The sequence below is a fragment of the Pseudoxanthomonas kaohsiungensis genome, from assembly GCF_010211765.1.
Taxonomy (GTDB): domain Bacteria; phylum Pseudomonadota; class Gammaproteobacteria; order Xanthomonadales; family Xanthomonadaceae; genus Pseudoxanthomonas; species Pseudoxanthomonas kaohsiungensis.
The window spans coordinates 72,262-96,273 of sequence record NZ_PDWO01000004.1 but is presented as its reverse complement, the minus strand read 5'-3'; the positions used below and the strand labels follow the sequence as shown (position 1 = coordinate 96,273).

Annotated in this window: 28 protein-coding genes; 16 read left to right on the top strand and 12 right to left on the bottom strand. The window is 71.6% G+C overall.

Going from position 1 to position 24,012, the window contains the following annotated elements; all coding sequences use genetic code 11:
• The first annotated feature begins 331 nt into the window (after positions 1-331).
• Positions 332-850 (top strand): molybdenum cofactor biosynthesis protein B, encoded by a 519-nt coding sequence (gene moaB, locus CSC66_RS06060; protein ID WP_162376504.1) that lies wholly within the window; start codon positions 332-334, stop codon positions 848-850.
• Positions 851-875: 25 nt separating this feature from the next.
• Positions 876-1,715, top strand: coding sequence for a polyphosphate kinase 2 (gene ppk2, locus CSC66_RS06055; protein WP_162376503.1), 840 nt, complete (start codon positions 876-878; stop codon positions 1,713-1,715).
• Between the two features lie 26 nt (positions 1,716-1,741).
• Here the strand turns inward: ppk2 and CSC66_RS06050 are convergent, their stop codons facing one another.
• From CSC66_RS06050 to CSC66_RS06040, 3 genes are read right to left on the bottom strand one after another with little or no spacing between them, the layout of a single operon-like run.
• Positions 1,742-2,014 (bottom strand): acylphosphatase, encoded by a 273-nt coding sequence (locus tag CSC66_RS06050; protein ID WP_379655833.1) that lies wholly within the window; start codon positions 2,012-2,014, stop codon positions 1,742-1,744.
• Positions 2,015-2,019: 5 nt separating this feature from the next.
• Positions 2,020-2,598: a TlpA family protein disulfide reductase gene (locus tag CSC66_RS06045; protein WP_162376501.1), complete on the bottom strand. Its 579-nt coding sequence runs from the start codon at positions 2,596-2,598 to the stop codon at positions 2,020-2,022.
• Positions 2,599-2,601: 3 nt separating this feature from the next.
• On the bottom strand, positions 2,602-3,885 hold the full coding sequence (locus CSC66_RS06040) for a YihY family inner membrane protein (RefSeq protein ID WP_162376500.1): 1,284 nt from the start codon (positions 3,883-3,885) through the stop codon (positions 2,602-2,604).
• 76 nt (positions 3,886-3,961) lie between these two features.
• Here CSC66_RS06040 and wrbA point away from each other — a divergent pair, with 76 nt between their 5' ends.
• From wrbA to ybaK, 4 genes are all read left to right on the top strand, one after another.
• The gene (gene wrbA, locus CSC66_RS06035; RefSeq protein ID WP_162376499.1) at positions 3,962-4,555 is read left to right on the top strand and encodes an NAD(P)H:quinone oxidoreductase; all 594 of its coding nucleotides are present in this window, start codon (positions 3,962-3,964) and stop codon (positions 4,553-4,555) included.
• Positions 4,555-4,893: a DUF2069 domain-containing protein gene (locus tag CSC66_RS06030; protein WP_162376498.1), complete on the top strand. Its 339-nt coding sequence runs from the start codon at positions 4,555-4,557 to the stop codon at positions 4,891-4,893. Before wrbA ends, CSC66_RS06030 begins: the two co-directional genes overlap by 1 nt.
• Positions 4,894-5,026: 133 nt before the next feature.
• Entirely contained in the window at positions 5,027-5,512 is a 486-nt protein-coding gene (locus CSC66_RS06025) for an asparaginase domain-containing protein (RefSeq protein ID WP_162376497.1), read from the top strand.
• Between the two features lie 11 nt (positions 5,513-5,523).
• Entirely contained in the window at positions 5,524-6,000 is a 477-nt protein-coding gene (gene ybaK, locus CSC66_RS06020) for a Cys-tRNA(Pro) deacylase (RefSeq protein ID WP_162376496.1), read from the top strand.
• Between the two features lie 217 nt (positions 6,001-6,217).
• On the opposite strand, the gene sufT is transcribed toward ybaK, so the two are convergent.
• Entirely contained in the window at positions 6,218-6,769 is a 552-nt protein-coding gene (gene sufT, locus CSC66_RS06015) for a putative Fe-S cluster assembly protein SufT (RefSeq protein WP_162376495.1), read from the bottom strand.
• Between the two features lie 130 nt (positions 6,770-6,899).
• Here sufT and CSC66_RS06010 point away from each other — a divergent pair, with 130 nt between their 5' ends.
• Positions 6,900-7,334 carry a hypothetical protein gene (locus tag CSC66_RS06010; RefSeq protein WP_162376494.1) on the top strand — a complete coding sequence of 145 codons (435 nt, stop codon included), beginning with the start codon at positions 6,900-6,902 and terminating at the stop codon, positions 7,332-7,334.
• Positions 7,335-7,532: 198 nt separating this feature from the next.
• Here the strand turns inward: CSC66_RS06010 and CSC66_RS06005 are convergent, their stop codons facing one another.
• From CSC66_RS06005 to CSC66_RS05995, 3 genes are read right to left on the bottom strand one after another with little or no spacing between them, the layout of a single operon-like run.
• Complete coding sequence (locus CSC66_RS06005) at positions 7,533-8,972, bottom strand: NAD(P)(+) transhydrogenase (Re/Si-specific) subunit beta (protein ID WP_162376493.1); 1,440 nt, start codon at positions 8,970-8,972, stop codon at positions 7,533-7,535.
• A complete protein-coding gene (locus CSC66_RS06000; RefSeq protein WP_202935609.1) occupies positions 8,969-9,496 on the bottom strand; it encodes a hypothetical protein in 528 nt (175 codons plus the stop codon). The genes CSC66_RS06005 and CSC66_RS06000 overlap by 4 nt, the downstream gene beginning before the upstream one ends.
• Positions 9,493-9,801, bottom strand: coding sequence for an NAD(P) transhydrogenase subunit alpha part 2 (locus CSC66_RS05995; protein WP_162376492.1), 309 nt, complete (start codon positions 9,799-9,801; stop codon positions 9,493-9,495). The genes CSC66_RS06000 and CSC66_RS05995 overlap by 4 nt, the downstream gene beginning before the upstream one ends.
• 133 nt (positions 9,802-9,934) lie before the next feature.
• On the opposite strand from CSC66_RS05995, the gene CSC66_RS05990 reads away from it, so the two are divergent.
• The 4 genes from CSC66_RS05990 to CSC66_RS05975 are packed head-to-tail and all read left to right on the top strand — an operon-like array spanning position 9,935 to position 11,724.
• Complete coding sequence (locus CSC66_RS05990) at positions 9,935-10,273, top strand: hypothetical protein (RefSeq protein ID WP_162376491.1); 339 nt, start codon at positions 9,935-9,937, stop codon at positions 10,271-10,273.
• A gap of 3 nt (positions 10,274-10,276) precedes the next feature.
• A complete protein-coding gene (locus CSC66_RS05985; RefSeq protein ID WP_162376490.1) occupies positions 10,277-10,846 on the top strand; it encodes an RNA polymerase sigma factor in 570 nt (189 codons plus the stop codon).
• Positions 10,843-11,232, top strand: coding sequence for a hypothetical protein (locus CSC66_RS05980; RefSeq protein ID WP_238394305.1), 390 nt, complete (start codon positions 10,843-10,845; stop codon positions 11,230-11,232). The genes CSC66_RS05985 and CSC66_RS05980 overlap by 4 nt, the downstream gene beginning before the upstream one ends.
• 3 nt (positions 11,233-11,235) lie before the next feature.
• A complete protein-coding gene (locus tag CSC66_RS05975) occupies positions 11,236-11,724 on the top strand; it encodes a DUF3106 domain-containing protein (protein WP_162376489.1) in 489 nt (162 codons plus the stop codon).
• Positions 11,725-11,775: 51 nt separating this feature from the next.
• On the opposite strand, the gene CSC66_RS05970 is transcribed toward CSC66_RS05975, so the two are convergent.
• The 3 genes from CSC66_RS05970 to CSC66_RS05960 all read right to left on the bottom strand — a co-directional run bounded on the left by CSC66_RS05970 (position 11,776) and on the right by CSC66_RS05960 (position 17,892).
• On the bottom strand, positions 11,776-12,885 hold the full coding sequence (locus tag CSC66_RS05970; protein ID WP_162376488.1) for an NAD(P) transhydrogenase subunit alpha: 1,110 nt from the start codon (positions 12,883-12,885) through the stop codon (positions 11,776-11,778).
• Between the two features lie 342 nt (positions 12,886-13,227).
• A complete protein-coding gene (locus CSC66_RS05965) occupies positions 13,228-15,549 on the bottom strand; it encodes a DUF1631 domain-containing protein (RefSeq protein WP_162376487.1) in 2,322 nt (773 codons plus the stop codon).
• A gap of 144 nt (positions 15,550-15,693) precedes the next feature.
• Positions 15,694-17,892 (bottom strand): DUF1631 family protein, encoded by a 2,199-nt coding sequence (locus CSC66_RS05960; RefSeq protein ID WP_162376486.1) that lies wholly within the window; start codon positions 17,890-17,892, stop codon positions 15,694-15,696.
• 134 nt (positions 17,893-18,026) lie between these two features.
• Between CSC66_RS05960 and CSC66_RS05955 the strand changes: the two genes are divergently transcribed.
• From CSC66_RS05955 to CSC66_RS05935, 5 genes are all read left to right on the top strand, one after another.
• Complete coding sequence (locus CSC66_RS05955; protein WP_162376485.1) at positions 18,027-18,602, top strand: nitroreductase family protein; 576 nt, start codon at positions 18,027-18,029, stop codon at positions 18,600-18,602.
• Positions 18,599-19,576, top strand: coding sequence for a 5'-3' exonuclease (locus tag CSC66_RS05950; RefSeq protein WP_238394304.1), 978 nt, complete (start codon positions 18,599-18,601; stop codon positions 19,574-19,576). Before CSC66_RS05955 ends, CSC66_RS05950 begins: the two co-directional genes overlap by 4 nt.
• A gap of 9 nt (positions 19,577-19,585) precedes the next feature.
• Positions 19,586-20,176 (top strand): NUDIX hydrolase, encoded by a 591-nt coding sequence (locus tag CSC66_RS05945; RefSeq protein ID WP_162376484.1) that lies wholly within the window; start codon positions 19,586-19,588, stop codon positions 20,174-20,176.
• Positions 20,166-20,957 (top strand): N-formylglutamate amidohydrolase, encoded by a 792-nt coding sequence (locus tag CSC66_RS05940; protein WP_162376483.1) that lies wholly within the window; start codon positions 20,166-20,168, stop codon positions 20,955-20,957. The genes CSC66_RS05945 and CSC66_RS05940 overlap by 11 nt, the downstream gene beginning before the upstream one ends.
• Before the next feature lie 110 nt (positions 20,958-21,067).
• Complete coding sequence (locus CSC66_RS05935) at positions 21,068-21,751, top strand: DUF2242 domain-containing protein (RefSeq protein WP_202935608.1); 684 nt, start codon at positions 21,068-21,070, stop codon at positions 21,749-21,751.
• An 84-nt stretch (positions 21,752-21,835) separates the two neighbouring features.
• Here CSC66_RS05935 and pip read toward each other — a convergent pair whose 3' ends face one another.
• Positions 21,836-22,780, bottom strand: coding sequence for a prolyl aminopeptidase (gene pip / locus CSC66_RS05930; RefSeq protein ID WP_162376481.1), 945 nt, complete (start codon positions 22,778-22,780; stop codon positions 21,836-21,838).
• A gap of 241 nt (positions 22,781-23,021) precedes the next feature.
• Positions 23,022-23,897, bottom strand: coding sequence for a peptide chain release factor N(5)-glutamine methyltransferase (gene prmC / locus CSC66_RS05925; protein ID WP_162376480.1), 876 nt, complete (start codon positions 23,895-23,897; stop codon positions 23,022-23,024).
• Positions 23,898-24,012 lie beyond the last annotated feature (115 nt).

Below are 24,012 nucleotides of genomic sequence, written 5' to 3'. Positions count from 1 at the left end.
TCCCCACTTGCTGCCGCTGTCGTCTCTGTCGTTTCGGCCCTGGCGGAGCAACAAGCCCCACGCACCCGAGGACGTGGTGGGCCGGAGGCGTCGCAGCAGCGGCCATGGATGGCCGCGGTAGCGAGTGCGTACAGGGATGTACGCCCGAGCGGCTGCGACGCCTCCGGTCCACCGCGGCTCCCGCCGGAGCCGACCACGACCGGCGCTTCCGCACTTGCTCCGTTGTCGCTCCAGTCGCACCCGGTTGCCTAGGTCGCCGAGGCCACTGCCCGCGCCGCCGCCTTTCCCACCGCCGCCACGCCGCCACGCCCGCAAGGTATAGGCTATGTCCATGACCGCCGAACGCGACTTCATCCCCCTGCAGGTGTGCGTGCTGACCGTGTCCGACACGCGCACCGCGGCCAACGACACCTCGGGCGACTACCTCGTCCAGTCGCTTGAAGCAGCCGGCCACCGGGTGCCGATGCGCGCGCTGATGCCCGACGACCGCTACCGCCTGCGCGCGATCGTCGCGCAGTGGATCGCCGATCCCGAGGTGGACGGCATCCTCGTCACCGGCGGCACCGGCTTCACCGGGCGCGACTCCACGCCCGAAGCGCTGCTGCCCCTGCTGGACAAGGAAATGCCGGGCTTCGGCGAACTGTTCCGCGCGGTGAGCGTCGAGGAGATCGGCACGTCGTCGCTGCAGTCGCGCGCATTCGCCGGCCTGGCAAACGCGACCTTCCTGTTCGCGCTGCCCGGCTCGACTTCGGCCTGCCGCACCGCGTGGGAAAAGATCATCCGCCACCAGCTCGATGCGCGGACCAAGCCATGCAACCTGGCCACCCTGCGGCCACGGTTGCGCGAGTAGACCTGCTCCACGCGGAGGCACCGGCATGGCTGGCAAGAAGGGCAAGCATCCGAAGGGAGCGAAGGCGCTCGGCAAGGGCGACTACAAGGACCTGCTCGAACCGCTGCAGCTGGAACTGGTGCGCATGGCCGAGTGGCTGCAGGCGACCGGCCTGCGCCTGGTGGTGCTGTTCGAGGGCCGCGACACCGCCGGCAAGGGCGGCGCGATCAAGGCCCTGTCCGAGCATCTCAACCCGCGCCAGTGCCGTACCGTCGCGCTGCCCAGGCCGACCGAGCGCGAATCTACCCAGTGGTACTTCCAGCGCTATGTCGCGCACCTGCCCGCGGCCGGCGAGATGGCCCTGTTCGACCGCAGCTGGTACAACCGCGCTGGCGTGGAACGGGTGATGGGCTATTGCACCCACGCCGACTACACCGCCTTCCTGCACCAGGCGCCGCAGTTCGAGCGCATGCTCGTGGACGACGGCATCCTGCTGTTCAAGTACTGGCTGTGCGTGGACCAGGCCGAGCAGGAGCAACGCTTCGCCGAGCGCCACCAGAACCGGCTCAAGGGCTGGAAGCTATCGCCGGTGGACCTGGAGGCGCGGCAACGCTACGACGCCTACACCCGTGCGCGCGAGGACATGCTCGCCGCCACCCACACGCCCCACGCGCCCTGGACGCTGGTCGACTTCAACGACCAGCGCTGCGGCCGGCTGACCCTGATCGCCGACCTGCTCGACCGGCTGCCCGACGTGGAGGTGCCCAATGACATCCCGCCGCTGGTGCCGCTCAAGGGCAGGCCGCACCGCGAACGCTACCGCGTGCTCGAACCGATCGCGCCCTATGCGCCGGACAAGCGCGGCGACGGCAACGAGGTCCGCTGACCCGGCGGCCCGGGTCCAGCGTGGCCTCACCCGATCGCGAAACCCTGTGCCACCGACGCCGGCGGCGCCAGCCGTTCCAGCGCGTCCACGCGCGCCCGGGGCGGCCCCTGCCGCAACGCCGCTTCCAGTTGCGCCAACGCCTGCGGCGCGCCGCAGGCGACCACTTCGACCGAACCGTCGTCCAGGTTGGTCGCGCTGCCGTCCAGCGCCAATCGCAAGGCCTGCTCGCGGGTCCAGGCGCGGAAGAACACGCCCTGCACGCGACCGCACACGCGCCAGCGCATCGTGGTCGCATCCACCCCGCTCATTCCAGCGTGCCGCCGCCGGCCTTGATCGCGTTCTCGATGTCGTAGGCGGTCACCGGGCCGAGGAAGTGCCGCGCCACCTTGCCGTCGGGCGCCAGCAGGTAGGTGGTGGGCAGGCCGCGCGGCGTGGCGAAATCGGCCGGCGGGCTCATCGGGTCCAGGATCACGATCGGATAGGAGACCGGTCGTTCCTCCAGGAACGCGCGCATGTCCTCGACGGTGATGTCCTCGTAGGCCAACCCGACCACCTCCACCTGCTCGCGCATGGTGTGCAGCGCCGACAACTCCGGCATCTCCTTCAGGCAGGGGCCGCACCAGGTCGCCCAGAAGTTGACCACCACCCATCTGCCGCGATGGGCGGCCAGGTCGTACAGGGCGCCGTCGACCGCCGGGGCGGAGAAGCGCGGCACCTCGGCGGTTTCATCGACCACGGTGGCTTGCGCCGGGGCCGGCTCGGCCGGCGGCGCGGCCGGCGTGGCGGCGGGCGCGGGCGTGGCGGTGGTGGCCGGCGCCTGCTCCTGGCCGCAGGCCGCCAGGGCCAGGATCAGGACGGACAGGCACAGGGTGGGAAGGCGCATGGGTCAGGCTCCGGTTCGTTCGTCGGTCTGCGGGAAGATGTCGCCGACGCGGCGCTTGAGCGCGTCGCGCAGCGGCAGGCGCAGGTCGTCCAGCACGGCCTGCACCGCGGCGCCGAGGGTGTCGTCATGGCACGGCAGCCACGCTTCCTCGATCGGCACCCGCAGCTGGCAGGCCTCGTACAGCTCGGCCAGGGTCAGGGTGTCGAGGTCGCGCGCGAGCAGCCATTCGCCGCGCTCGTCGCGCCGCACCAGCCGGATCTCGTCCAGCCGGCACAGGAATTCCTGCAGCAGCGAATCGGTGAGCATCGGCTCCAGCGCCAGCATCTGCTCGGTGTGCAGGCCCCGGCCCTCGCGGCGCGCCTGCTGGAAACGGCCGATCAGGCGCAGCAACGCATAGCCCTCGTAGCCCTGCGGCAGGCGCATCGCCGCCGGCTGGTAGCGGAAGGCGGCCATCGACGAGGCCAGCGAGGCGCCGAGCAGGATCGCGACCCAGCCCAGGAAGATCCAGAGCATCAGGATCGGGATGAAGGCCATGGCGCCGTAAAGATTCTGGTAGCCGTCAAAACTGCCCAGATACAGGCCGAGGCCGGCCTTCACGCTCTCCAGCAACACCACCGCCAGCAGCGCGCCTGCCGCGGCGTGGCGCCATTTGACGGTATGGTGCGGCACCACCCGGTAGGCGAGCATCACCACCACCAGTTCGATCAGTATCGGCGCGATGCCCAGGCTGAAGTTTGCAATCCACTGGCCCTGCGGCGTTTCGACGAACAATTTCATGGCGAAGAAGCGGGCCGACATCGACAACGAGGCGGCGGCCAGCAGCGCGCCCAGGGTCAGCACGGTCCAGTACACGAGGTAGCGCGACAACCTGGGCCGCGCGCTTGCCACTCGCCAGATCCGGTTGAAGGTCGATTCCACGCTGTTGAGTGTCACCAGCAGCGATATGACCAGGGCTACGGTGCCGGCGGCGGTGAGCTTCTTGGTGTGTGCGGCCAGCGTGTTGAGCTGGTCCCGGATCGAGTCTGCGGCGGCTGGAACGAAGTTCGAGAGCACATAGTCGACGAGCTTTTCGCCCATGTCCTGGAACACCGGGAAAGCCGACAGCACCCCCAGCACCACCACCGCCAGCGGCACCAGCGCGAAGGCGGTGGTGTAGGCCAGCGAACCGGCGGCCTGGAACAGGTTGTCGTCGAGGAAGCGGCGCCACAGGAAGCGGGCGAACGTCGCCGCGCGGGCGCGGTCGCGCACCCGTTCCCTCAGCCTGTCCGCGACATCCGCCATGCCCATCGGGGAAGCCTACCCGATGCGCGGTCGTGGCCGCATCGTCGATACTGGGCGCCCTCGCCACCGACGTGGAAGCCCGATGCCGGAGATCCTGGTCCTGTACTACAGCCGTGGCGGCTCCGTCGCCCGCCTGGCGCGGCAGATCGCGCGCGGAATCGAGGAGGTGCCCGGCATGCAGGCGCGCCTGCGCACCGTGCCGCCGGTGGCCGCGGTGACCCAGCAGGCCGCCCCGCCGGTGCCTGACGACGGCGCGCCGTACGTGCAGGCCAGCGACCTGGCCGATTGCGTCGGCCTGGCCCTGGGCAGCCCCACCCGCTTCGGCAACATGGCCGCGCCGGTCAAGCACTTCCTCGACGGCCTGGGCGCGGAGTGGGCCAGCGGCACCTTGGCCGGCAAGCCGGCGGCGGCGTTCACATCCACCGCGACCCAGCACGGCGGCCAGGAATCGACCCTGCTGACCATGCACGTGCCGCTGCTGCACCACGGCTGCGTGATCGTCGGCATCCCCTTCACCGAGCCGCTGCTCAGTTCGACGCGCAGCGGCGGCACGCCGTACGGCGCCAGCCACGTGGCCGGGGCGCAGGACGATCCGCAGCCCAGCGACGAGGAAGCGGCGCTGGCACGTGCCCTGGGCCGGCGCCTGGCCGACATCGCCGCGCGGCTGGCACGCTGATGGCGGCGACGACTTCGCATCGCGTGGCCGGTGTCGCGCTGCTGGCGCTGGCGGGCCTGTTCGTGGGCTGGTTCCATGACGACCGCCATGCGGCCGCAGCGCTGCTGGTATTCGCGCTGCCGCCGCTGCTGCTGGCCGTGCCGGCCTGGCGCGGCGGCCGGCGTGCGGGCTTCTGGGCGGGGGTGTTGGCGCTGTTCTGGTTCAGCCACGGGGTCATGGTCGCCTGGACCCGCCCGGGCGAAGCGCTGTTCGCGTGGCTGGAGATCGTGCTGTCGCTGCTGATCGTGGGCGCGGTCAGCTGGGCCGGCCTCCAGGCCCGTTTTGGTCGCCGCGGCTGAACCGCGTGCGGGCGGCCGGGCGGCCGCCATCGCCAATGGTCGATAATGCCGGCACTTCGCGTCGCGACGGCCCCGGCCCGCGCGCTCCCACTCTCCGTACCGGACGCCGCGCGCGCCGGACCAGGGCACCGACATGGAAGAACTGCTGATCGTCACCACCGGTGGCACCATCGACAAGATCTACTTCGACGACAAGTCCGACTACCAGATCGGCGAGCCGCAGATCGGCACGATCCTGCGCGAGCTGGGGGTGAGCTTCCGCTTCAGCGTGATCCCGATCCTGCGCAAGGATTCGCTGCACATCACCGACGAGGACCGCGAGCTGGTCCGCGCCACCATCGCCGCCCAGTCGACCGAACACGTGCTGGTCACCCATGGCACCGACAGCATGGTCCAGACCGGCCAGGTGCTGAAGTCCATCGCCGGCAAGACCATCGTCATGACCGGCGCGCTGAGCCCGGCGCGCTTCCGCGGCTCGGATGCCGAGTTCAACATCGGCTGCGCGATCGGCGCGGTGCAGTCGCTGCCGCGCGGCGTCTACATCGCCATGAACGGACTGATCTGGGATCCGGCGAACGTGCGCAAGAACGTGGCCGCCAACCGTTTCGAGGCGACCTGAGGCCAACCACCGTGTCGATGGCTACCCGCGCCACCCGCGCGCTGGACGCCGCAGGCGTGGCCTATCGCCTGCACCCGTACGACTACGAGGCCGGCGCGGCCGTGGGCAAGGGCCTGCAGGCCGCCGCGGCGCTGGGCCTGGCCCCGGACCGGGTGCTCAAGACGCTGATGGCCTGGGTCGATGCGCGCGCGGTCTGCGCGGTCGTTCCCTCCGACCGCCAGCTGCAGCCCAAGGCGCTGGCCACGGCCTGCGGCGGCAAGGCGGCACGGATGATGGAGGCTGCCGAAGCCGAGCGCCGCAGCGGCTACAAGGTCGGCGGGGTCAGTCCGTTCGGCCAGCAGCGGCCGGTGCCGGTGTGGTTCGAACACGATGCGCTGGCCGCGCCCAGCGTGTGGATCAACGCAGGCCAGCGCGGACTGCTGCTGGAGATCGCCCCGGCCGACGCACTGCGCGTGCTGCAGGCCTCGAGCGCGGCGATCAGCCGCTGACACCGGCTACCAGGCTGCCTCGCGCACGACCGCGTAGAGCGGGGCTTGCCCCGCTGCTGTTGTCTCCCGGCGAGGAGCAGCGGGGCAAGCCCCGCTCTACGAACGCCGCATGACGGCAGCGGGGCAAGCCCCGCTCTACGGACGCGCGATGCAATGCAGGGGACGCGCGATCCGACGGTCGCACCGGGCCCAACTGGATGGGGTGCGGCAACGCCGCTCAGAACATCCCGGTTTCCAGCCGCGCGGCTTCGGACATCATGTGCCGGCCCCACGGCGGGTCGAACACCAGCTCCACGTCGGCCTCGGCGATCGTCGGGATCTGCTCCAGCTTGCTGCGCACGTCGTCGACCAGGATCTCGCCCATGCCGCAGCCGGGCGCGGTCAGGGTCATCCTGACCTCGACCATGCGCTGGCCGTCGTCGCGCGGCTTCAGGCTGGCCTCGTACACCAGGCCCAGGTCGACGATGTTGAACGGGATCTCGGGGTCGAAGCAGGTGCGCAGCTGGCGCCAGACCATCGCCTCGACCTCCTCGTCGCCGGCGTCGGCGGGCAGGTCCAGCTCGGCCGGCGGCTCCTTGCCGATGGCATCGGCATCCTTGCCCGCGATGCGGAACAGGTTGCCCTCCACGAACACGGTATAGCTGCCGCCCAGGCCCTGCGTGATGTAGCCGACGCTGCCGGCCGGCAGGGTCACGGCTTCGCCCTGCGGCACCATGACGGCGGCGCAATCGCGCTCGAAACGGACGGGTTCGCTGCTGCGGGAATACATGGAGCCGATATGGGGCGCGCAGGCCCGGCGCACAAGGCGGGACGGATACGCGGCCGCGGAAGGGGGCGAGAGGCGGCATTCTAGCCGATGCGGGCAACGCGTATCCTTGGCCGCCCTGCCTGGAGCCCGAATGCCACCTGCCCCGCCTCGCCCGCCGCACGCCGCGCATCGCGCCCCGGGCTGGCTGTGGCCCTTCATGCTCCTGCTCGGCAGCACCACCCTGGTGGTGGCATGGAGTTCGCTGGCCCTGGCCACCGGCCTCCAGCACGGCTGGTTGGGCCTGCTCGCCGCCCTGGAAGCGGCCTGGATGTTGCGCCTGGGCGGCATGCGCCCAGGCTGGCCACGCCGGCTGACCGCGTTGGCCGCCACCGTAGTGATGATCGTGGCCGTGCAGTGGCTGGTCGCCGCCGGCCATATCGGCGCGCAGATGGGCCTGGCGCCCTGGGAAGCGGCGCCCAAGATGGGCGCGTTCTACGTGTGGACCCTGGCCCGGCTGGCGAACACATGGCTGGACGTGATCTGCCTGGTCGCAGCGCCGCTGCTGGCATTGCGGATCGCGCGCTGAGCGGAAAGCAGCCCGAGGAGGCGCAGCGGGGCAAGCCCCGCTCTACGAAAAGCCTGCGTCCCGTAGAGCCGGGCTTGCCCGGCTTGGCGGTGCCGCGTAGAGCCGGGCTTGCCCGGCTGGCCGCCATCTTGGAGAAAAGCAGCGGGGCGAGCCCCGCTCTACGAAACCCCGGCCGCGCAGGGCGCGACGCGCGCCCGCTCAGTGCCCGCCGCCGTCCAGCGCCTTCAGTTCGCTGACCAGGGCGCTGGCCATCTCCGCGCCATCGCCATAGAGCATGCGGGTGTTGTCGGCATAGAACAGCGCGTTCTCGATGCCGGCGAAACCCGTCCCCTTGCCGCGCTTGATCACGATGGTGTTCTTCGACTCGACCACGTCCAGGATCGGCATGCCGTAGATCGGGCTGGCCGGATCGGTCTTGGCCACCGGGTTGACCACGTCGTTGGCGCCGATCACCAGCGACACGTCGGTGTTCGGGAACTCCGGGTTGATGTCGTCCATGTCGGCGATCAGGTCGTAGGGCACGCCGGCCTCGGCCAGCAGTACGTTCATGTGCCCCGGCATGCGCCCGGCGACCGGGTGGATGGCGAACTTCACTTTCACCCCGCGGTCGATCAGCCGCTGCGCCAGCTCCCAGATCTTGTGCTGGGCCTGGGCCACCGCCAGGCCATAGCCGGGCACGATCACCACGCGCTCGGCGTAGGCCATCATCGCGGCCACGTCGCCGGCCTCGATCGGCTTCTGCGATCCGCTGATTTCCTGCTGCTGGCCGCCGCCACCGAAGCTGCCGAACAGCACGCCGGTGATCGGCCGGTTCATCGCCTTGGCCATCAGCCGGGTCAACAGGATGCCGGCCGCGCCGACCATCATGCCGGCGATGATCAGCGCCTCGTTGCCGAGCACGTAGCCTTCGAACGCCACTGCCAGGCCGGTGAACGCGTTGTAGAGCGAGATCACCACCGGCATGTCCGCCCCGCCGATCGGCAGGGTCATCAGCACGCCCAGCGCCAGGGCGACCACGAAGAACGCGACGATCGCCCAGACCTCCAGGGTCACGCCGGCCCAGACGCCCAGCACGGCCATCGCCACGGCCACCAGCAGGTTGAACGCCTGCTGCCCGGGGAACACCACGCGCTTGTCGAGCCGGCCGTCGAGCTTGGCCCAGGCGATGATCGAACCGGACAGCGACACCGCGCCGATCGCCGAGCCGAGCACCGCCAGCACCAGCACCACCGTGCCCGGGTGCGGCGGCAGGCCGTCGGGCCCGAGCGCGCCGCCATGCGCGAAGGACGAGAAGCGCAGCAGCTCCACCGCGCCGATGGCCGCGGCCGACCCGCCACCCATGCCGTTGTAGAGGGCGACCATCTGCGGCATGTCGGTGATGGCGACACGCTTGCCGGAGATCCAGGCCGCCACCGTGCCGAGCACCAGCGCGGTCACGATCAGCGGCATGTTGTGCAGGCCCGGCAGCAGGAACGTGGCCCCGGTGGCGATCAGCATGCCCCAGCCGGCCCAGTGGATGCCGCTGCGCGCGGTGGCCGGCGAGGCCATCCGCTGCAGGCCCAGCAGGAACAGCGTGGCCGCCACCAGGTAACTGGCGCCGACGAACCACGTACGCAAATCGAACTCCCCTCCGATCATGCCTTTTCCCCCGGTTGCGCCGCGCCTGCGGCGCGCGACGGATGCGCGACGCCATCGATGCGCGACGGATTTCTGTCCAGTCGATGGTGCTCGAACATCTCGATCGCCGTCTTCAGCAGCCCGAACATGCCCAACCCCAGGCCGACCAGGCCCATGGCCAGCTGCGACCACGCCGAGCCGTCGGCCAGGTACATGCCGGCCAACCCGCCGCCCAGTGCCAGCACGACGATCGCGGCGATGATCCCGATCCCCCAGCTGCCCTTGCCCGGGTCTTCCCAGACCTTGCGCGATATTTCGTTCTGCGTGGTGGTCGGATCCTGCAGCGAGGAGAACCCGATCGCGATGCCCGCATGCAGCAGCGCCAGGTTGAAGTCGGCGAGGATCGAAGCGAAGCCGGTGAAGTACGGCCGCACCACGTAAAAGCACGCCACCGCCATGAACGGGTACTGCAGGTAGCTGGCGGCATGGAACAGCTTGCGCGGGCTGCGCCAGCCGGTTGCCGCTGCGGCCCGGTCCGCGCTCATTTGCCGCCGCCCTTGGCAGGCGGCTTCTTGCTGCTCTTGAACATCTCCAGCATGCGTTCGGTGACCACGTAGCCGCCAGCCGCATTGCCCGCGCCCAGGACCACGGCGATGAAGCCGATGGCCTTTTCCAGCGTCGTGTCGGCATGGCCGAGCACGACCATGGCGCCGATCAGGACGATGCCGTGGATGAAGTTGGATCCGGACATGAGCGGCGTGTGCAGGATCACCGGCACCCGCGAGATGATCACGTGGCCGGCGATGGCCGCCAGCATGAAGATGTACAGCGCAACGAAACCGTCGTTCATTACCGCCTCACTCCCCGGGGCACGGTGCCCCACCGGATGATAACCGCTGCCTGAACATGGCACAGCCCGGTCAACCGGTTGCATCTGCATGCGTTTCCAGTGGCGTCACCACCCACCGCCCTGGAGGATTTCCATGAAGCATCGTGCCCCGACCTTGCTGTCCGCCCTCCTGCTGCTGGGTCTGTCCGGCGCCGCCCTGGCCGCCGACCGCGGCCATCGCGTCGACGCCCGCCTGGACCGGAAGGGCGAGCGCATCGATGCCCGCCTGGACCACCGTGGCGATGTCGCCGAACGCCGCTACGACCGCGCAGCGGGCGTGGCCGGGCGGCAAGGCCATCCGCGCCTGGCGGACCGGCTGGACCTGCGCGGCGACCGCCTCGACGCCTCGCTGGACCGCAAGGGCGACCGCGCCGACCGGCGCTGGGACCGCCGCGGCGACCGCTTCGAGCGCCGCTGGGATGCGCGCGGCTAAGCTGTGCTGGTGACCGCGCCCCTGGATCCCGGCTGGGAAACGCAAGCGACGCCCGTGTGGGGGTCGCTGGACGCATTCCTGGCCGACATCGGTCCGCGCGCGTTCCGCTTCGCCGAGGCCGGGCTGCGCCACCACGACGACGCGCTGGACGCGGTGCAGGACGCGATGATGAAGATGCTGGTCTACCGCGACCGCCCGGCGGGCGAATGGACGCCGCTGTTCTGGAGCATCCTGCGCCGGCGCATCATCGACATGCAGCGGCGCGCGGGTTTCCGCCTGCGCTGGCTGCGCCCGGCCGGCGACCTGCCGCATGCCGACGATGCCAGCATCGACTGGGCCGACCCGGGCGCCGGGCCGGCCAACGCCCACGAACAGCGCGAGTCCTATGCGCGGCTGGTGGCGGCGCTGCGCGCGCTGCCGCCGCGGCAACGCGAGGCGTTCACCCTGCGTGTGTTCGAGGAGCTGGACGTGGCCACCACCGCCCAGGTGATGGGCTGCTCGGAAGGCTCGGTGAAGACCCACCTGTCGCGGGCGCGGCAGGCACTGCAATCGCAACTGGAGGACGTCCTGTGACGACCATCCCCGACAACGACAACCCCACGTCCCTGGACGCGCGCGCGCGCCGGCTGCACGCCGACGCGCTGGCCACGGTCTCGCCGCGCACGCTCGCCCGCCTGCGCGATGCGCGCCGGAACGCCACCACGCCCGCGCCCTCCCGCACGCGGGCGCCGCTGGGACCGTGGTTCGCCGGCGGTGCCCTGGCGGCCGGCCTGGCGCTGGCCGTGCTCATGCTGCCCGGCGTCATGCCCGCACCGGATCGGGCGGCTCCATCCGCCCCGGCGGTCGCCGCCCTGCCAGCCGCCGGATCGACGGACGAGCCGGTCGGCCCGCTGCAGGAGGATCCGGGTTTCTACCTGTGGCTGGACTCGGTCGACGCCACCGCACTTGCCATGGAGTAAACCATGAAGCTTCCCCTTTCCACCTGCCTGCTGCTGTTGTGGCTGCCCGCGCTCGGCCACGCCCAGGACGCCCCGGCCACTGGCGCCAAACCCGCGCCGGCGGCAACGGCCCGCGCGCCGGCGGCCGAAGCGCCCCTGCCCGCATGGGACCAGCTCAGCGCCGAGCAGCGCGAGGCGCTGGTGGCGCCGCTGCGCGAACGCTGGAATGCCTCGCCCGCCGAGCGCGCGCGGATGCTCGAGCGTGCCCGGCGCTGGGAGTCGATGCCGCCGGAGGAGCGCGAACGCGCGCGCCGCGGCATGCGCCGGTTCGAGCACATGACGCCGGAACAACGCGACCAGGCGCGGGCGATCTTCGACCAGACCCGGGCCATGACGCCCGAACAGCGCAAGGCCTTCCGCGAACAGTGGTCGAAAATGAGTCCCGAACAGCGGCGCGCGTGGCTCCAGCGCCACGCGCCCGCGCCCCCTGCGCCGCCGCCCCCGGCGCGCTAGCGCGCCCCGCCAGCCGGCGAAGGCATGCCGTTACGGATCGGACCGATCGCCTCAGCCGGCCGCGGTTGCCGGTTCGGGCGCCGGTTCCGGCCAGGCCGTCTTCGCCACCAGCTCGTCGTTCCAGTCGAACGACAGCACGCCGTCCTTCAGCAGTAGCGCGACGAAGTTGTAGACGTTGCGCGCGTACATCTCGCTGGCGTGCACCGCGCCCATGCTGGCCAGGTTCAGCGGGCCGTCGATCACCACCCCGCCCTCCTCCACGGTTTCGCCCGGCCGGGTGAGCTCGCAGTTGCCGCCGGTCTCGGCGGCCAGGTCGACGATCACGCTGCCCGGCTTCATGCCCGCCACCATCGCGGCGGTGACGATCTTCGGCGCCGGGCGGCCGGGCACGGCGGCGGTGCAGACCACGACGTCGATCCCCCTGAGATGGTCGGCGAGGCGTCGCTGCTGCTCGGCGCGTTCATCGTCGGTCAGCTGGCGCGCGTAACCGCCTTCGCCCGCCGCGCTCACGCCCAGGTCCAGGAACTTGCCGCCGAGCGATTCGATCTGCTCGCGCGTCTCCGGCCGCACGTCGAAGCCCTCCACCTGCGCGCCCAGCCGACGCGCGGTGGCGATCGCCTGCAGGCCGGCCACGCCGGCACCGACGATCAGCACCTTCGACGGACGGATCGTGCCGGCCGCGGTGGTCAGCATGGGGAAGAACCGCGGCGCCAGCTGCGCGGCGATCAGCACCGCCTTGTAGCCGGCCATGCCGGCCTGCGAGCTGAGCACGTCCATCGCCTGCGCGCGGGTGGTGCGCGGCAGCCTCTCCAGCGGGAAGGCACGGATCCCGCGCGACCGCAGGGCTGCCGCGCGCGCCTGGTCGGCCTGCGGATGCAGCACGCCGACCAGGGTGGCGCCCTGCCTGAGCGTGCCGATCGCCTCGGCCGGTGGTGGCTGCACGCACAGCACCAGGTCGGCGCTGCCGCTCGAATCGGCGGCCGCCAGTTGCGCGCCGGCATCGAGGTAGGCCTGGTCGGTGATGCCTGCGCCCAGGCCGGCGCCGGATTCCACCGCGACCTGCGCGCCGGCGGCGGCGAGCTTCTTCACCGTTTCCGGCGTCGCCGCCACGCGCTTCTCGCCCGCGGCCGACTCCTTCAGCACCAGCACTTGCACCGACATGCGTCCCCCCGCCCAGATGCGGACCGAGCGGCGATGCTAGCAAACCGCATGCGGCCGACGATGCCCGGGCGATGGTTTCAGGCGTACCCGAAGGACATGCCGACGCCGGGGGCCAGGTGCGGGAAGCGGGCCGCGAAAAAAGTCGTGGGTGCCTGGCAGGCGGCCGCGCGGGCAGCTTGCGTGCCCGTCGATCGGCGGCGGCAATCCCCGCGCGCCGGCCCGGTCAACAGCGCCCGCGCGCCGGGACGGCAGCACGTCGTCCATGCGGAATGGTCTGCGCCGGCCTACCGCCGGACGCGACGTATGCGGGATCGCGGCGCCGCGCGGGCGCCGCGCGCGGTGTCAGTGCAGGGTCACCGCTTCCTGCACGGCCGGCACGTCCAGGCGCTCGATCACGCCCTGCATCGCGCTGTCGAAGGCGCCGTCGTCGGCCACGTGGGTGCGCAGGCGACCGAGCCGCACCATCACCGCCAGCTCTTCCGGCGAAGCCACGCAGAAGCGCACCCCGCGACGGTTGACGAACAGCAGGCGCGAGGAGATCGGGCTGATCCACGACAGCTTGCCCGCCTGCACGCGCCCTTCCTTGTCCACGAAGTCCAGCCAGGTACCGACCGGCAGCGCGCGGATCCGGTCCGCGTCGGCATTGTCGAAGTCCAGGGTATCGGTGCCGGCCACCAGCTCGATCCCGCCGCGTTCCACCGGTGCCGGCTGCGGCAGGGTCACCGCCGGCAGTTCCGGCAGCGGCTTCTCCAGCTCCGGACGGGCATCGGCCACCGCCTGCAGGGTGTCGTGCAGCGCGCCGATCGCGGCGTCGGCCGCATCGCCGTGCAGGCCGATGCTGGAGAACACCTTGCGCAGGCCCGGCTGCCAGTTCTGCAGCCACAGCTTGCCGACGATGTGGCGCTGCGCCTCGGCCACTTCCTCGAGGATGCCGTCGGCGAGTTCCAGCGACTCGACGAACACGTCGCCGACCTCGCCTTCGCGCAGCAACGCCAGGGTCACGTGGTGCTGCCACGGGTTACGCAGGAACTCGGCCACCGCCTGCGGCAGCTGCCGGCCTTCCAGGCGCGAGGCCAGCTCGAACTCGGCACGGCTCCGGGCCAGCTCCAGGCGCTCCTGGCCACGCTGGATCTCGGCGGCGCGGCGCTCGGTGATCTCGATCCGGCGGCGATGCTGCTCGAGGAAGTCGCGGAACTCCTCCTCCAGGGTCATGAAGATGGCCAGGTTCTCGTTGAACTCGGCCACCAGCCGGTGGATGATCTCCTCGACCTTGGCCAGCAGCGTGCGCTCGGCCGCGCTCTCGCCCTGGTTGCCCTCGCAGGCCTCGGCCAGCGCGTTGAGCAGGCGCCGGGCCGGGTGGGTCTTCTGCACGAACATGCGCCGGTCCAGCAGCGCCACCTTCACGAACGGCACCACCAGCCGGCCGATCAGCTCGCGCGGGCGCCCGGCCAGGTCGCGTTCGTCGAGGAGCACGTCGAACAGCATGCCGACCAGGTCGATCGCGTCCTCGTCCTTCGGATCCAGGCGCGTGCTGGTCGGGTCCATGCCGAGCTGGCTGGCGTTGGAAAGCACTTCGCTCTTGAGCCGCTGCGACAGCGACTCCTGTTCGTCGCCGATCGCCGCGTTCAGTGCCGCGTTGGGCGTGGCCTGCAGCAGCGACAGCACCGACAACATCTCGCGCTGGCTGAGCGGGCGCTGCGCGGCCTGCGCCGCCTGCACGCCACCGGCGGCCTGCTCGGCGCCGCCACGCAGTTCGCGGCTCTGCTGCAGCAGCTGGTGCAGGGCGTCCAGCAGCGAGCCGCCGTGGTTGCCTGCGTGGCCGGCCTCGCCCGGAGCGTCCAGGCCGTGCTGCATCACCCCGCGGGTTTCCTGCCAGCGCTGCATGAAGCGATCCGCCCACGCCGGCGAGTATTCGTCGCCGCCGGCGCCCTCGGCCCAGCCACCCGCGCCGGCGGCATGCGCCTGGTCGGCTGGCCGCGCGGGCCGCTGCGGGGCGCGGGCGCCGGCCGGCGCCCCTGGCAGCACGCCTTCGCGGACCAGGCGCAGGTCCAGCGCCTCGTACAGCTTGGACACCGTGCCGACCAGGTCGCGCTCGCACAGCTTGATCAGGACCAGGCGCACTTCCGGCGCCAGGTCGCAGGTGGCGAAGGCTTCGTGCACGGCCACGCCGATGTGTTCGGGGCCGATCGGATTGGTGTCCGCATCCAGCTCGAAGCCGCCGGCGATCCAGCCCAGCCGGCGGTCCAGCCGCGACAGCGCGGGCTTGCAGTCGCGCAGCAGGACGCTGGCCAGGTTGCGCACGGCCAGGCGCGATTCGAGTTCGTGTTCGGCCACCAGGCTCAGCCCGGACGCCTGGCTGGAGAGCGCGGCTTCGGCCGATGGCGGCGACCCGGCGTCGAGCGCCTGCCACGCCAGCGACAGCTGGGCGCGGAAGCGGCTGGCGATCTCCTGGCGCCGGCGGCGCAGCTCGCGCATGCCGTCGAGGAACAGCAGTTGCGATCCCCCGGCGCGCTCGGCGCGATCGAACAGGACGTCGTCATAGCGCGCGACGGCGGTGGCGAATGCATCGCCGAGCGGCGGCAGGAACGCGTCGCGCACCATCGCAAGCAGGACGGGATCGCGGGCGCGCTCGAAGTTGGGATTGGGCTGTTGGGTCGGGCTCATGCGCGCAACTCCGGCGCGGACTCGGGGAACTGAGGGGGTTGCGGCTCCCCACTACCGCACTCGCATCCTAGGCGCTCGCCGCGCAAGCGACCGTGATCCAGTCTGCAGTTCCCGACGCGTCAGGGCAATTTCCGACGCGCAGCGTCAGGCCGCGGCCGGCGTGCCCAGGGAATCGACCACCGACTGCATGGCACTGTAGAAGGCATCCTCGTCCCGGTGCAGTCGCAGCCGGCCCAGCCGGACCATGGTCGCCAGCTGCTCCGGCGACGCCACGCAGAACCGTGCGCCGCGGCGGTTGACGAACATGCGCCGGCCGGAGATGGGGCTCACCCACGCCAGCTTGCCCGCCTGGACCTGGCCGAAGCGGTCGACGAAGTCCAGCCAGGTCCCCAGCGGCAGCGACTGGAAGTACTCGGCCGTCTCCATGTCGAATCCGACCTGCTCGGGGGGCTCGTCGGGCAGCGGCGAGTCGGCGGCCTCGTCGACCGGGGCCGGCGCCGGCGGGGTCGGGGGCAGCTCGGGTGCGGGCAGGTCGGCCGCCCGCAGCCCGCGCAGCCCGTCCAGCAGGGGGGCGGTGGCCGCGTCGGCGCTGTCCGGCGCCAGCCCGGCCTCGGTGTAGATGCGCTGCAGGACCGGGCGCGGCCGTTCGAGCCAGGCATCGTCGCGGGCCGCCGGTTCCGCGCACGCGCGCAGCAGGCCGTCGGCCGCCGCCAGCGCCGCGGTCGTGGCCGGGCCATCGGCCGCGCCCTCGCGCAGCGCGACGCGCTCGAGGTGCTGTACCCATGGCCGGCGCAGGAAGCCCTCCAGGACGGGCGGCAGCGCCTGTCCCTGCATCCTGGCCTCCAGCGCGCCGGCGGCCAGGGTGCGCGCGGCGACGCGGCGCTCTTCGGCGCGCTGCAGCTCCGCGGCGCGCCGCTCGGCGATCTCGACGCGGCGCCGGTACTGCTCGAAGTACGCGCCGAATTCCGATTCAGCCTGGAGGAACACCCCCAGGTGTTCGTCGAAATCGCGGGCCACGCGCCCGGCAACCGCCTGCACCTGGGCCAGCAGCGCCAGTTCGGCCGCGGTCTCGCCGGGGTTGCCGTCGCAGGCGTCGGCGAGCAAGTTCAACAGGCGACGCGCCGGATGGCTGTCGCGGACGAACAGGCGTGGATCCTGCAGCGCGACCTTGGCCACCGGCACGAGCAGCTGGCCCAGCACCGGGCGCAGGTCCGCGCGCACCTGCGATTCCTGCAGCATGGCCTGGAACAGCATGGCGACCAGGTCGAGGGTGTCGGCATCGGCCGCGTCCATGCGCACCGAGGCGGGGTCGATCCCCAGCATCGCGCCGTGCGCGAGCAGCTGCCCGCGCAATCCGGCGCGCAGGTCGCCGCCCCGGTCGATTTCCTCGAAGCCGGCATGGGGGGTGGTCTGCAGCAGCGACAGGGCCGACGCCATTTCGCGCGGAGACAGCACCCGCCGGCCGTCGCCCGCGGCGCCCGGATCGCCCCCGGCACGCGCACCCTGCAGCAGCCGGTGCAGCTCGGCCGGCAGGAGCTCATGGCCGGCGCGCGCATGGACGTCGATCGCATGGCCGGCCTCCGGCGCCCGCTGCCCACCCTGCCAGTGGCTGAAGAAGCGGCTGATCCAGTCCGCCTCGGCGCGCGCAGACCTAGCCTGGCCGGGGATGCCGCGGCGACGCGCGCGACCCGTGGGCAGCTCGCTGGCGCGGGCGATGGCCAGCAGCTGCGTCTCCAGGCTGGCGTACAGCCGACCGACGCGTTCGACCATGCCCGGCTCGCAGACGCGCACGGTCGCCAGCTGCGCGCGCGGCGCCAGCCGGGTGCCGGAGAGGGCGGCGTAGAACGCCACGCCCAGGTGTTCGGGACCGATCGGGTTGCTGTCGCTGTCCAGGCGCATGCCACCGGCGATGAAACCCAGGTATCGGTCCAGCCGCATCAGCTCCGGGCGCCAGGCCTGCTGGATCGCGCCGGCGAGGTTGCGCACGGCCAGGCGCACCTCCAGCTCGGCCTCGGCGACCAGGGTCAGGTCGTTGCCGCGCGCCAGCGTGCGCTCGACCGAAAGCGGCCGCCCCGCCTCGAGCGCCTGCCAGGCCCTGGCCAGGTGCGCGCGGAAACGGGCGACCAGCGACTCGCGGTCGCGCTTGAGCTCCTGGACTGCGTCCAGGTATTCCTTCTGCAGCGCCGGCGCGGCCGTGTCGGCCAACTGGAACAGCCCGGCACCGGCCGCATCGAGCTCGGCGGCGAAGGCATCGGACAGCGGCAGCAACATGCCCTCCCGGACCTGGTTCAACAGGTCGGGGTTGCGGCTGGGGAGTTCGTCTACGAACGGCGGTGTCTGCATCGGCCTGCGAATTTAAGGCGCGCACATGAACCGCTTGTGCAGGCCAGGTCCGCCCCCGATCCGGGGCGTGCGAGGGGGACGCCTATACTTCCCACTTTCGGCACGCCGCGGCCGGACTTGAGTGATTTGAGATTATGCGCACACTTTCAGCCCTGCAAGCGCTGGACCAGCGCCGCTCGGTTCCCTCCATGCAGCTGGGCGAACCCGGTCCCGACGAGCCGACCCTGCTGCGCATGCTCGAGTCGGCCGTGCGCGTGCCCGACCACGGCAAGCTGGTCCCGTTCCGCTTCCTGCGCATCGCCGGCACCGCGCGGCAGGTCCTGGGCGAGTTCCTGGCCCGGCGCGCGCTGCAACGGGATCCGGACGCCCCGCCGCATGCCGTGGAGAAGGATCGCCAGCGCTTCTCGCACGCGCCGCTGGTGGTGGCGGTGGTGGCCCGCCTCCAGTCCGGGCACAAGGTGCCGGAGCAGGAGCAGTTGCTGACCGCCGGCTGCGTCTGCTTCGCCCTGCTCCAGGCCGCGCAGGCGATGGGCTTCGGCGCGCAGTGGCTGACGGCCTGGATGGCTTACGACACCGGGGTCGCGCGCATCCTGGGCCTCGCCGACGGCGAGCGCATCGTCGGCTTCGTCCATGTCGGCACGCCGTTGCAGGCAGTGCCGGAACGCGACCGCCCCGATCCACGCGCCCTGCTGTCGGACTGGAACCCGTGAGCTCGGCAGCGGCGGAGCTGGCGGACGCGGGCGCTGCAGGGCGGGCCCCGCTCTACCTGGTCGACGCCAGCCTGTACGTGTTCCGCGCCTGGCATTCGATGCCCGACGAATTCCGCGACGCGCATGGTTGGCCGACCAACGCCGTGCACGGCTTCGCCCGGTTCCTGCTCGACCTGCTCGAGCGCGAGCGGCCACCGCAGATCGCCATCGCCTTCGACGAGGCGCTGGACAGCTGTTTCCGCAACCGCCTCTATCCGGCCTACAAGGCCAACCGCGAGCCGGCACCGGTAGAGCTGCGCCGCCAGTTCGCGCACTGCAAGGCGCTGTGCGCCGCGCTCGGCCTGGCGGTGCTGGCCGACCGCGACTACGAAGCCGACGACCTGATCGGCAGCGCCCTGCACCGGGCGCGGCCGGCCGGCTACCGCGGCGTGATCGTCTCGGCCGACAAGGACCTGTCGCAGCTGCTGGGCGAGCACGACGAGCAGTGGGACTACGCGCGCGCGCAGCGCTGGGGCGCCGATGGCGTCAAGGCACGCCATGGCGTGCACGCGCACCAGATCGCCGACTACCTGGCCCTGACCGGCGATGCGGTCGACAACATCCCCGGCGTCAGCGGCGTCGGCGCCAAGACCGCCGCCGTGCTGCTGGCCCATTTCGGCAGCCTCGACGCGCTGCTCGAGCGCGCGGACGAAGTCGGCTTCCTGCGCCTGCGCGGTGCCGCGCAGGTGGCGGCGCGGCTGCGCGAGCAGCGCGAACACGCGCTGCTGTGGCGCCAGTTGACCACCATCGCCTGCGATGCGCCGCTGGGTTACGACGGCCCGGTGGCTGCGCGCGCCGAGGCCGACCCGGAGATGCTCGACGCGCTGGCGGCCACCCTGCGCTTCGGCCCGATGACCCGGCGCCGCCTGCGCGGCGCCGCGGGGCTGGACGCCGACACCACCGGCGACGCACAACCGTCACCGCTTCCGGCTTAGCATGGACGCATGAGCCACGATCGAAACACCGCGCCCGAAGCCACAGGCGTGCAGCCCGGCGACGTCCCCCGCATCGTCTATGAAGGCCGCTACCAGCGCATGGTGGTCCGCGGCACCTGGGAATACTCCGAGCGCACCCATGCCGGCGGCCTGGCGGCGATCATCATCGCGGTCACGCCCGAGGACCGGGTTCTGTTCGTCGAGCAGTTCCGGGTGCCGCTGCAGGCCCGCACGATCGAGATGCCGGCCGGCCTGGTCGGCGATGTCGACGCCGGCGAGACGATCGAGCGGTCCTCGATCCGTGAACTGGAAGAAGAGACCGGCTGGACTGCCGACCACGCCGAAGTGCTGATGGTCGGCCCGACCTCCTCGGGCGCCAGCAGCGAGAAGATCGCCTTCGTGCGCGCCACGGGCCTGCGCAAGGTCGGCGCCGGTGGCGGCGATGCGAGCGAGGACATCACGGTGCACGAGGTTCCGCGCGCCAGCGCGGCGGCGTGGCTGGCCGGCAAGCTCGGCCAGGGCTACGAGCTGGACGCCAAGCTCTGGGCCGGCCTGTGGATGATCGACCACAACCTCGACGGCAGTCCGCGTGGACGCTGATTCCCTGGCCATCGAGGCCCTGCTGCAGCCGGGCGACCCGGCCCCGTTCGAGCTGCTGAACCGCCACGGCGCATCGCCCTGGCTGCTCACCGCCGACCACGCCGGCCAGGCGATCCCGCGCGCGCTTGGCGACCTGGGCCTGCCGCCGGGCGAGATCGATCGCCACATCGGCTGGGACATCGGCATCGCCGGCGTGGCCCGGGAACTGGCGACCCTGCTCGATGCATGGACGATCCTGCAGGCCTATTCGCGGCTGGTGATCGACTGCAACCGGCCGCTGGAGTCGCCGACCCTGATCGTGGCCAGCAGCGACGGAACCGCCGTGCCGGCCAACGCGACGCTGACCGCGCAGGCGCGTGCCGCACGCGTCCGCGAGATATTCCGGCCCTATCACGACGCGATCGTCGAAGCGCTCGAGCAGCGCCGCCTGGCGCCGCGCCCCACCCTGCTGATGACCCTGCACAGCTTCACTCCTGCTATGGCCGGGGTGGCGCGCCCCTGGCACTGCGGCGTCCTCTACCACCGCGACGCGCGCCTGGCGCATGCGCTGCGCGACGCGCTCATGGCCGAAGGCGACCTGGTCGTCGGCGACAACCAGCCTTACGCGGTGAGCGACAGCAGCGACTACGCGATCCCGGTGCACGGCGAAGCGCGTGGCCTTCCACACGTGGAACTGGAGATCCGCCAGGACCTGATCGCCGATGCGGACGGCCAGCGCCAATGGGCGTTGCGGCTGGCCCGCCTGCTGCCGCCGCTCGCGGCCCGGTTCGCCACAGCCTGACCCGCGAATGAATCCGTGACCGGCGGCACTGAAAACGGTACCACCGGTGTCTCGTGCTGGGCCCCGGCCATCCGGCATACTCGGTCGGCTCCTCCTTCACGAAGCTGATGATGCCTGCGCCACGCCCGCTCCTCCTGCCGCTGCTGCTGGTCGCCACGCTCGGTGGCTGTTCGATGGGTGGCGGCACCAAGTCGACGCCCACCGCCTATGAGGCCTTCGATTCGTCCAACACCTATTCGCGCAGCTTCGACCATTCGCCGGCGCAGGCCTGCGAGGCCGCCCGCCGCGCGCTGCTGAGCCAGGGTTTCGTCGTCGGCCGCGCCGAGGCGGACGTGGTCGAGGCCCGCAAGTACTTCCAGCAGGAAGAGAGCCACGAGCAGGTGGAGTTCCGCGCGGTGTGCATGCCGCAGACCCGCGGCGACCAGCAGACACTGGTGTTCGTCAACGCGGTCCAGGACCGCTACGCGCTGCGCAAGAGCAGCACCAGCGCCAGCGTCGGCGTGAGCGCGCTGGGTTCGCTGTCGCTGCCGATCGGCTCCAGCGACGACTCGCTGGTCAAGGTCGCCAGCGCGACCCTGCAGGATCCCAACTTCTACAAGCGTTTCTTCTCGGTGCTCGAGCGCTTCCTGCCCGAGGACATCGAACGGCCGGCCAAGCCGTCGGCCGCCACCCAGGCCCAGCCGACGCTGTTCCCGGTGCTGCCGTATCCGCAGCCGGTGCCGGCCGAGCTGCCGGCCGAGCAGGCCGGGTTGCCGGACCCGCCGGCCGCCGAGCCTTCGCCGCCGCCCTTGTAGGAGCCGATTCATCGGCGACCCGACGCCGTCCGCCCAGGCGGCTCCCTCGTTCTCCCGACGCCCGTGTCGCCGATGAATCGGCGCCTACGAAGCGAACGCGTCGGTCGCCCGAACCAGTGCGTCGATGTTCTCCGGCTCGAACGCCGAATGCCCGGAGGCCACGGTGATCTCCAGCTTCGACGCCGGCCAGGCCTTGTGCAGTTCCCAGGCGTTCTGCAGCGGGCAGACCACGTCGTAGCGGCCATGCACGATCACGCCGGGGATGCCGGCGATGCGGTGCGCGTCGCGCAGCAGCTGGTCCTCGACCTCGAAGAAGCCGCCATTGACGAAGTAATGGTTTTCGATCCGGGCGAACGCCAGCGCGAAGCGCGCGTCCTGGTGGCTGCTGACGAAATCCGCGTCCACGTGCAGGAAGCTGGTAGCGCCTTCCCAGACGCTCCACGCGCGCGCAGCCGCCAGGCGCGTGGCCTCGTCGTCGCTGGTCAGGCGGCGATGGAACGCCGAGATCAGGTCGTGGCGCTCCACCGGCGGGATCGCGGCGACGTAGTGCTCCCAGGCGTCCGGGAACAGCCGGTTGGCGCCCTCCTGGTAGAACCATTCCAGCTCCCAGCGGCGGAGCATGAAGATGCCGCGCAGGACCAGCTCGGCCACGCGCTGCGGGTGGGCCTGCGCGTAGGCCAGGGCCAGGGTCGAGCCCCAGCTGCCGCCGAACACCTGCCAGCGGTCGATGCCCAGCTTCGTGCGCAGCTTCTCGATGTCGGCGACGAGGTCCCAGGTGGTGTTGTCGACCAGGTCCGCGTGCGGGGTGGATCGGCCGGCGCCGCGCTGGTCGAACAGTACGATCCGGTAGCGCGCCGGGTCGTGGAAGCAGCGCATCTTCGCGCTGCAGCCGCCGCCGGGACCGCCGTGCAGCATCACCACCGGCTTGCCCGCCGGGTTGCCGCACTGCTCGTAGTACAGCTCGTGCCGGGCGTCGACCTTCAGGGTGCCGGTGTCGAACGGTTCGATCTCGGGATAGAGCTTGCGCATGCGCGGGTCCTGCAACGGGTAGCAACCCGCATTGTATCGGCCCGGCCGGCACGACCGCTTCCAGGCGCCGCAAGCGACGCGGTGGAGCGGGGCCTGCCGCGCGTCGCCGACTTTCGTGGAGCGGGGCCTGCCCCGCTTCGCCGGCGTTCGTGGATCGCGGCTTGCCCCCTCTTCGCCGGCGTTCGTAGAGCGGGGCTTGCCCCGCTGTTCGTGCGACACAAGCAGCGGGGCAAGCCCCGCTCTACGGCGGCATGCGGCCGAGGGTGACGCGGTCGCGTTGTTCGAGGTCGCGCTCGGTGGCCACTTCGACCATCCCGGCCTGCTGCATCAGCGCCCGGATCGCCGCCCCCTGCTCCAGCCCGTGCTCCAGCAACAGCCAGCCACCGGGCACCAGGTGGCCCGGCGCCGCCTGCACGATCGCGCGGATCGCATCGAGCCCGTCGCTGCCGGAGGCCAGCGCGCGCCCGGGCTCGTGGCGCAGGTCGCCCCGGGCCAGGTGCGGATCGCCATCGGCGATGTAGGGAGGATTGCTCGCGATCAGGTCGAAGCGGTCGTGGCCCAGCGCCTGGCACCAGTCGCCGCGCCTGAACCAGACATTGTCCAGTGCGTGGGCCTGGGCGTTGCGCACGGCCACGGCCAGCGTGTCCTCGCTGACGTCGGTGGCGACCACCACCGAGGCCGGCCGTTCGCTGGCCAGGGCCAGCGCGATCGCGCCGCTGCCGGTGCCCAGGTCGGCGATCCGCGCCGGCGCGTCGCGACCGATGCAGGCCAGTGCCAGTTCCACCAGCAGCTCGGTTTCCGGCCGCGGGATCAGCGTGTCGGGGGTGACTTCCAGGTCCAGGGTCCAGAAGCCACGGCGCCCGGTCAGGTACGCCACCGGTTCACCCGCGGCACGGCGCTCGACCAGGGCTCGGACGCGCGCCGCGGCCGCGGCTGCGACCGGGTCCGTGGCATGGGCGAACAGCCAGGCGCGGTCGACCCCCAGCGCATGGATCAGCAGGGGTTCGGCGTCCTCGCGCCCGATCCGGGCGGAGGACTCGCGCAGCAGGGCGTCGGCGCGGATGCCGGACGGGTCTGGCGTTACGGGGCCGGGCGGGTCTGGAGGGGAGGAGCTCATGTCCGGAACGATGGACCAGCGGCGGCCGCGCGCCAAGCCTGTGGCGCTGCACCAAAGGCCGGGGCTTGAATATCGATAGCCAATGACTATCTATTCAATCCTTTTAATCGATTTG

What these genes read in the sequence shown, in the direction of transcription:
- CSC66_RS06040 (WP_162376500.1), bottom strand. Translation starts at nt 3,885, where the DNA reads ATGGGCATGGCGGATGTCGCGGACAGGCTGAGGGAACGGGTGCGCGAC.
- moaB (WP_162376504.1), top strand. Translation starts at nt 332, where the DNA reads ATGACCGCCGAACGCGACTTCATCCCCCTGCAGGTGTGCGTGCTGACC.
- CSC66_RS06025 (WP_162376497.1), top strand. Translation starts at nt 5,027, where the DNA reads ATGGAAGAACTGCTGATCGTCACCACCGGTGGCACCATCGACAAGATC.
- pip (WP_162376481.1), bottom strand. Translation starts at nt 22,780, where the DNA reads ATGCGCAAGCTCTATCCCGAGATCGAACCGTTCGACACCGGCACCCTG.
- CSC66_RS06030 (WP_162376498.1), top strand. Translation starts at nt 4,555, where the DNA reads ATGGCGGCGACGACTTCGCATCGCGTGGCCGGTGTCGCGCTGCTGGCG.
- CSC66_RS05960 (WP_162376486.1), bottom strand. Translation starts at nt 17,892, where the DNA reads ATGCAGACACCGCCGTTCGTAGACGAACTCCCCAGCCGCAACCCCGAC.
- CSC66_RS05935 (WP_202935608.1), top strand. Translation starts at nt 21,068, where the DNA reads ATGCCTGCGCCACGCCCGCTCCTCCTGCCGCTGCTGCTGGTCGCCACG.
- CSC66_RS05955 (WP_162376485.1), top strand. Translation starts at nt 18,027, where the DNA reads ATGCGCACACTTTCAGCCCTGCAAGCGCTGGACCAGCGCCGCTCGGTT.
- ppk2 (WP_162376503.1), top strand. Translation starts at nt 876, where the DNA reads ATGGCTGGCAAGAAGGGCAAGCATCCGAAGGGAGCGAAGGCGCTCGGC.
- sufT (WP_162376495.1), bottom strand. Translation starts at nt 6,769, where the DNA reads ATGTATTCCCGCAGCAGCGAACCCGTCCGTTTCGAGCGCGATTGCGCC.
- CSC66_RS05970 (WP_162376488.1), bottom strand. Translation starts at nt 12,885, where the DNA reads ATGTCGGTGCAAGTGCTGGTGCTGAAGGAGTCGGCCGCGGGCGAGAAG.
- CSC66_RS06000 (WP_202935609.1), bottom strand. Translation starts at nt 9,496, where the DNA reads ATGAGCGCGGACCGGGCCGCAGCGGCAACCGGCTGGCGCAGCCCGCGC.
- CSC66_RS06045 (WP_162376501.1), bottom strand. Translation starts at nt 2,598, where the DNA reads ATGCGCCTTCCCACCCTGTGCCTGTCCGTCCTGATCCTGGCCCTGGCG.
- CSC66_RS05995 (WP_162376492.1), bottom strand. Translation starts at nt 9,801, where the DNA reads ATGAACGACGGTTTCGTTGCGCTGTACATCTTCATGCTGGCGGCCATC.
- CSC66_RS05990 (WP_162376491.1), top strand. Translation starts at nt 9,935, where the DNA reads ATGAAGCATCGTGCCCCGACCTTGCTGTCCGCCCTCCTGCTGCTGGGT.
- CSC66_RS06010 (WP_162376494.1), top strand. Translation starts at nt 6,900, where the DNA reads ATGCCACCTGCCCCGCCTCGCCCGCCGCACGCCGCGCATCGCGCCCCG.
- CSC66_RS05975 (WP_162376489.1), top strand. Translation starts at nt 11,236, where the DNA reads ATGAAGCTTCCCCTTTCCACCTGCCTGCTGCTGTTGTGGCTGCCCGCG.
- CSC66_RS05965 (WP_162376487.1), bottom strand. Translation starts at nt 15,549, where the DNA reads ATGAGCCCGACCCAACAGCCCAATCCCAACTTCGAGCGCGCCCGCGAT.
- wrbA (WP_162376499.1), top strand. Translation starts at nt 3,962, where the DNA reads ATGCCGGAGATCCTGGTCCTGTACTACAGCCGTGGCGGCTCCGTCGCC.
- prmC (WP_162376480.1), bottom strand. Translation starts at nt 23,897, where the DNA reads ATGAGCTCCTCCCCTCCAGACCCGCCCGGCCCCGTAACGCCAGACCCG.
- CSC66_RS05945 (WP_162376484.1), top strand. Translation starts at nt 19,586, where the DNA reads ATGAGCCACGATCGAAACACCGCGCCCGAAGCCACAGGCGTGCAGCCC.
- CSC66_RS06005 (WP_162376493.1), bottom strand. Translation starts at nt 8,972, where the DNA reads ATGATCGGAGGGGAGTTCGATTTGCGTACGTGGTTCGTCGGCGCCAGT.